The 5,670-nt window shown below is 61.0% G+C and carries 6 protein-coding genes and 1 pseudogene; 2 read left to right on the top strand and 5 right to left on the bottom strand.

Annotation, left to right across the window (positions count from 1 at the left end; all coding sequences use genetic code 11):
- Positions 1–202 precede the first annotated feature (202 nt).
- A pseudogene (locus tag AC1D2E_RS34445) lies at positions 203–280 on the bottom strand (methyltransferase type 11); the annotation flags it as partial.
- Between the two features lie 101 nt (positions 281–381).
- Positions 382–633, bottom strand: a complete 252-nt coding sequence (locus AC1D2E_RS34440) for a DUF6429 family protein (RefSeq protein WP_478201562.1) — start codon at positions 631–633, stop codon at positions 382–384.
- A 159-nt stretch (positions 634–792) separates the two neighbouring features.
- Between AC1D2E_RS34440 and AC1D2E_RS34435 the strand changes: the two genes are divergently transcribed.
- Entirely contained in the window at positions 793–1,344 is a 552-nt protein-coding gene (locus AC1D2E_RS34435; RefSeq protein WP_478201561.1) for a hypothetical protein, read from the top strand.
- A gap of 122 nt (positions 1,345–1,466) precedes the next feature.
- Here the strand turns inward: AC1D2E_RS34435 and AC1D2E_RS34430 are convergent, their stop codons facing one another.
- Together AC1D2E_RS34430 and AC1D2E_RS34425 are read right to left on the bottom strand one after the other, a co-directional pair.
- Entirely contained in the window at positions 1,467–1,676 is a 210-nt protein-coding gene (locus AC1D2E_RS34430) for a hypothetical protein (protein WP_478201560.1), read from the bottom strand.
- A 217-nt stretch (positions 1,677–1,893) separates the two neighbouring features.
- A complete protein-coding gene (locus AC1D2E_RS34425) occupies positions 1,894–4,266 on the bottom strand; it encodes a DNA polymerase II (protein WP_478201559.1) in 2,373 nt (790 codons plus the stop codon).
- 195 nt (positions 4,267–4,461) lie between these two features.
- On the opposite strand from AC1D2E_RS34425, the gene AC1D2E_RS34420 reads away from it, so the two are divergent.
- The gene (locus tag AC1D2E_RS34420; protein ID WP_478201558.1) at positions 4,462–5,118 is read left to right on the top strand and encodes a hypothetical protein; all 657 of its coding nucleotides are present in this window, start codon (positions 4,462–4,464) and stop codon (positions 5,116–5,118) included.
- Between the two features lie 136 nt (positions 5,119–5,254).
- Here the strand turns inward: AC1D2E_RS34420 and AC1D2E_RS34415 are convergent.
- Positions 5,255–5,670: GSU2403 family nucleotidyltransferase fold protein (locus AC1D2E_RS34415; protein ID WP_478201557.1), on the bottom strand; the 416-nt coding region annotated here is incomplete at its 5' end.

Raw genomic sequence — 5,670 nt, 5'->3', positions numbered from 1 at the left:
CTGCTTGGCCAGCTCGGCCAGAGTCTTGTCTTCACGCAAGGCGGCCACGGCCACCTGGGCCTTGAACGCCGGCGTGTGCGTGCGGCGGGTGCGCCGCGCTGATTTCTTGACCATCGAAACTCCTGTCGCCAGACCGTTCTCGGCCCGGCATCATGCCCGGAGTTCCACCTAAGACGCTGTGCGGATTTGCGGCGCCACTTCTCACCACCTTGGTCTTCTTGTCGAAGTAGTAGCGCCGGTAATAGGCTTCGTCGAAGGTGGAGGCACCGGCTGATTGCATATTCACACTCCTCGTCGGGCGCTGAAATGTTACTAGGCAGACAAAGGCCGGACCTTCCGGCTGTGACGGTTCYGAACTGCRGCTTATGGATTCTGCCGCAGCTACCTGTGCTCCGGCGCCGCTGTCCCGCTGCKCCCGAARTGTCTGGCCGCGAGCTCCTTGGCACGGCGCAGCCCCTCRTCCGTCAGGTAGACCGACTCCTGCCGGCCGCGAGCTTCGGTGATGAGCCCCTTTTCATGCAGAGCATCCATGGTCGCGAAGTCATARCGCTTCCACACGCGTCCGTTCTCGAACTCGAAGACGCCCAGCAACGCCAGAAGCGCCTCTTCGACCTTGACCATGTCGTATTTCATGGCATCTCCCCTCAACGTTCAGCACGACGGGCTAGTKCCGCCGCACGGCGGCAGTTGGACTCTACGRTGGTATTTTCGTCATTTGGCCTTCGCCCAGCCAATATGGTCTTCCCTCCGGGCRGGGGCCTACGGGCTTCAAATCCGGCAACACACACAGAGATGAAAGCARGCAATACGAAGAAGGCCGCGTCCTGGAGCGACGTCAAGGCCAGACTGACCCACTTCGACCACGACGGCCTGGTCGGCCTGGTGCATGACCTGTACATGGCCAACAAGGACAACCAGGTATTCCTTCACGCCCGTTTCGGGCTGGGCGAAGATGTCCTGGCGCCGTACAAGGTCACCATCAACCGTTGGCTTTGGCCCGACATGTTCCTAAACCAGAACGCGTCCATCGCCGAGGCCAAGAAGTCCATCGCGAGCTACAAGAAGGCCATTGGCCACCCAGAGGGCCTGGCAGAGCTGATGGTCTTCTACTGCGAGCGCGCCTCGGGCTTCAGCGTCGAAGTCGGCCTGCAGGATGAGGGGTTTTTCATCGCGTTGGTGCGAATGTTCGAGCAGGCGTTGCAGGCCATTGCGAGACTGCCAGATGCGCTGCGTCCCTTGCTCATGGAGCGTCTGGACGCTGTGTGTCAAATCAGTCAGAACATCGGCTACGGTGTCGAGGATGCCATGAGAGACCTGCTAGTCGAGTACGGCACCTACGATTGACGACGACGTTCAAAGTCAGCTTCTGGCCGACTGCCGGCAAGCGCGGCAAGAACCATCGAACCGTGGGTATGGACGCCGGCTGGGCGCCAAAGGCAACCCGGGCGTGAAGAAGGCTCTCCAAGTCAGGCGTCGCTTTTTCGGCGGCGACCGAACAGCATGGCCGCCAGCGGGATTGTGGTCAGCACGCCAACGGCCACCAGCGTCCATCCGATGTTTTTGCGTTGCTCTTCACTGAGCTTGTCGGAAAGCAGCAGGCCGATTCCCGCCCCCAAGGCGCCGCGGGTCCCAGCCAACAAGGCGAGCTCGGGCAATTGAACTTCAGTTGTGAACACGGCAGAACTCCTTTCGTGCCAGGAAGCTGTCTTTCAGTATGCGCTGCAGGTGCCCGTCTTGTCTTCGTCAGCGCGTCGATTTCCTCCAGGCGCTATCAAGCGGGCGCACCTTCGCAAAACGGCCCAGCTCAGCATGGACACCGACAATTCCTACGGTCTGGTCCTGACCGCTGAGACTTGTCCTCCCGACGGAAGGGTTCAAAACCTGGGGAGACGTTCAGAAAAGACCTTGCTGTGAGCTCGTCAGCGCCATGAAATTCTCCGCCATGGGCTGGAGGATGGCGTCGGCAATCGGCTGGAGCTGCTTGGTCAGGTAGTGTTCGTAGTCGATGCGGGAACGGCGCGTTTCCAGCGGCTCCGGCCCGTTTTGAGTCATGACGTATCGAATCCAACCACCCCTCTGATACTGCTGAGGTCGGTTGACCCGACTGTTGTACTCGTCGGCGATGCGAGCCGCACGAACCTGCGGCGGCACGTTAACCTGATAGGCATCGAGGCGATGGCGCAGGCGCTTTCGGTAGATGAGAAGGTCATCCTTCAGGCCAGCCAACGTCGACTGCGCGTAGTCGGTCACAAAGTCCTTGTAAGGGTCGCCGTGGAAGATGCGTGACAGCAGGCCCTCCTGGAACTGGCGCGCCAACGGCGTCCAGTCGCTGCGGGCCATCTCCAAGCCACGGTAGACCATCTCCTCCTTGCCCGCGGCATCCACGCTCAGGCCCGCGTAGCGCTTCTTGCTGCCGACGTCTGAGCCCCGAATGGTGGGCATGAAGAACTTCTTGTAGTGGGTGTCGAACTCGATTTCGAGGAAGTTCTCCAGCCCGTGCTCCTCGCGGAGGGCACGGGTCCACCAGTCGTTGATGTCCTTCACCAGGTTTGCCGCGATGACGTGCGCTTCCTCGTTGGTGTGGGTGCGCTTGAGCCAGATGAAGATGGAGTCGGTGTCGCCATAGATGGCCTCGTAACCCCGGTTCTCCACGAATGTGCGCGTGAGCTTCATCATCTCGTGCCCACGCAGGGTTATGGCGGATACGACCTTAGGATTGAAGAAGCGGCAGTCGGCCGCACCCAGCACGCCGGCAAAGGAGTTCATGAGCAGCTTCAGGGCTTGGGACAGCGACTCGTTCTTGACCAGCTTGGCCTCGTCCCGAGCCCGCCAGAGAGTGGTCACGATTTCCGGCAGGCAATGCTTCTCGCGCGAAAACGCCGTCCCTCGCGGCCCCTTCACGACCGTTGCCGAGTCGCTGGCGTTCGAGCCTTCCACAAAGCCGACAGGGTCGACCAGGAACGTTCGAATAATCGAGGGGTACAGGCTCTTGTAGTCCAGGACCACGACGGAATCGTAGAACCCTGGCTTCGAGTCCATCACGTACCCACCGGGGAAGGCCTTGCTCGGAATCTCGCCCACGTTCGGCGCCACGTAGCCCAAGCGATGCATCCGCGGCAGATAGTGGTGGCTGAACGCGGCAATGGAGCCACCGAAGTGGTCCACCTGGAGGCCCGTGGTGTGGGCACGTTCCATCATGAACTGCAGCAGCTTCGCTTTGTCGAAGATGCGCAGAACCAGCTCGCAGTCCCGGATGTTGTAGAGCGCGAGCGCGGGCTTGTCCTCCTGGTACCGCCGCTCAATCTCTGCCATCTTGTCGTACTCATCGCCGATGGCCTTGCCCTCGCCCAGCAGTTCTTGTGAAACGGCCTCAAGACTGAAGGAAGGAAAGCTCCACGACGCGGCTTTCAGTGCGTCGATGCCGTCGATGACCACCCGGCCGGGCGTGGCGGCGAACAGATAGCCCTGCTTTCCCGGGTGGGTTCGCCAATCGATGGGCCGACGCTCACGCCCCAGAAGGAGCTGTGCCCCACAATTGTCGGCCGCCTTCTGCAGAACTCGCAGGTCGAACTGAATGACGCTCCAACCGATGATGACGTCCGGGTCGTTCCTCTCGAACCAATCGTTGAGCTTCTCAAGCATGGCCTTGCGGGTCGGGCAATAGATGAGGGAGAAGTCCAAGGGCTCGCCCGACTCAGGTGGCGGCTCGCCGAGCATGAAGACGACACGTTCAACCGTCCCGTCCAGCGCAATGGAATAGAGCTCCTCGTCCTGGCTCGTCTCGATGTCCAGCGACACCACTTTCAACACCGGCCGGAAATCGGGCGCGGGCTTCAGCTTGCAGTCGACGATAGTGAAGCGATCCACCCTCCCTCCTTCCACCAGCACGCCGGCGGTGATGAACCGCTCCATCAGGAAGCGGTCGTGCGGTCGCACGTCGGCTTCGAGCAGCGCAACGCTCTGGACCCGGAGGGCACGTGCCAGTTGACCCAGTTGGCGGAAGTGCTTCGCATAGACACCGACGACGGGTGCCTGATGGAATGTCTTCAGCTCAAGCTCACGTACCTCCGTCCCCGGCATGGCGGCGAGGTGCGCTTCAACCGACGCCCTGTGCTGTGTTTCGACGAATRCGACGGAGGTCTGGGAGGTCAGGACTACCTTCATCGGCCCCGCATCTGTTGCCAGCCAGTACTCGATTTCGGTGCCGGCCGTGACATCACGCCAGCGGCGAGTGAGGATGAAGCCCTTGAATTCGGTGGGGAGCACGAGAGCTTAAAGAATTGGGTGGCAAAGGAAGGCGGGCTTGGACATGACCGATTTTCGCCCGGTTGTCGCCGCATTTCGCAGGCGGGCGAGCGGTGCGTTGGGGCCGTGAGCCGCTTGTGACGCGCTTCATGTTAAAACCAACGCCGACCTCTCTGCGCTCGCATGTGGCAAGGGGCGGTCGTCATGATGTTGTAGTTGTCCCAAGCCACGATGAGTGCCGCAGATTTCCTCCTCGCTCCAGAAGTCCAGAAGCTGCTGAAGGTCGTTTTCGCAGCACCGACCAACAAGTTTTCCGTCGCGGAGCTTGCCAAGAAGGCCAAGTTGGATGCAGACGAAGTTGAGCGGACACAGGAGCATCTCGTCAAGAGCGGCATCCTGACCAGGCACAAGTCGGAGGCCGAAGAACCTGGGACGGTCGAGGCGAACACGTCGTTCGTTTTCTACAACGAGCTTCGGTCTATCGCTCTCAAGTCGTTCGCCGCCGCCGAGCCCATCCGCGCGATGCTGCGTTCAAAGTTCAAGGATTCAGTTCTGCGCGCCTTTGTGCTTGGGGAGGACAAGGACGCGACAGTGCAACTTGTTGTGGTTCACGGCCAGCTGGTGCCGGATGAATCGGAAATGTCCATAGCGTGCCAGAAGCTCTCAGTGTCCATCGGCCGGCACCTCAAGGTGCACGTGATTTCAAGCGCCAAGTACGCGGCCCTCACGCCACGGGACTACTTCGGGGCGAAGCTGGCTGAGCTCTCTGCGATTGAAATCATCGGCCAAGGGGAGACCAAAGCAAAGCCTCCAGCGGAACGCGAGGGACTATTGCAAAGCGCTAGGAAGAGATTGGCCGCCCTGGCTAGGTAGCTTCCGCGGCGTGTCGGAACGAGGAACGCCGAACAGAGCTCTGCACATGGGTGTCGGAGTCATGGGTGGATTGGAGGGCAGAGGGGAAGGTCCGGTCCTGGCCCGCATTCTGCCTGTCGCTGGCCTACGCCTGACATCAGGAACCGAGCGCCATCTCGAACTGTTCAAGCGTTTGCGGATGACCGGCCAGTGCTCGGCGCAGGGCGCGCAACCGCTTCTTCACTACCGCCTGCATGCCGGTTGGCAACTCGGCGAACGACTCGACGAGCGCTTCATCTTGCTGCTCGACCAAGATTGCTGCCACCGTGGCAGCCTGAATCAGGTCCTTTTCTGCCTTCTCTGGAAAGCCCTGGCGCGACGAGCTCGAGTAAAGCTTGTGCCAGACGAAACGCTCGGCCCGAGGCAGCATCAGGGGAATGCAGTGGCCGCCTGCCAGGACCGCGCCGGGCTGCGGTTGCTCCAGCAAGTAGTCGAAATACGGCACGGCCTCGGCGTGCCACATCAACTGCGGGACGGGGACGGACTTACCCAGTTCCTTGCCCAGTTCCTTGC

It is taken from the genome of Variovorax sp. P1_H2, assembly GCF_056405295.1.
The sequence above is the reverse complement of the archived record's forward strand: the minus strand, read 5'-3'. Positions and strand labels throughout refer to the sequence as shown.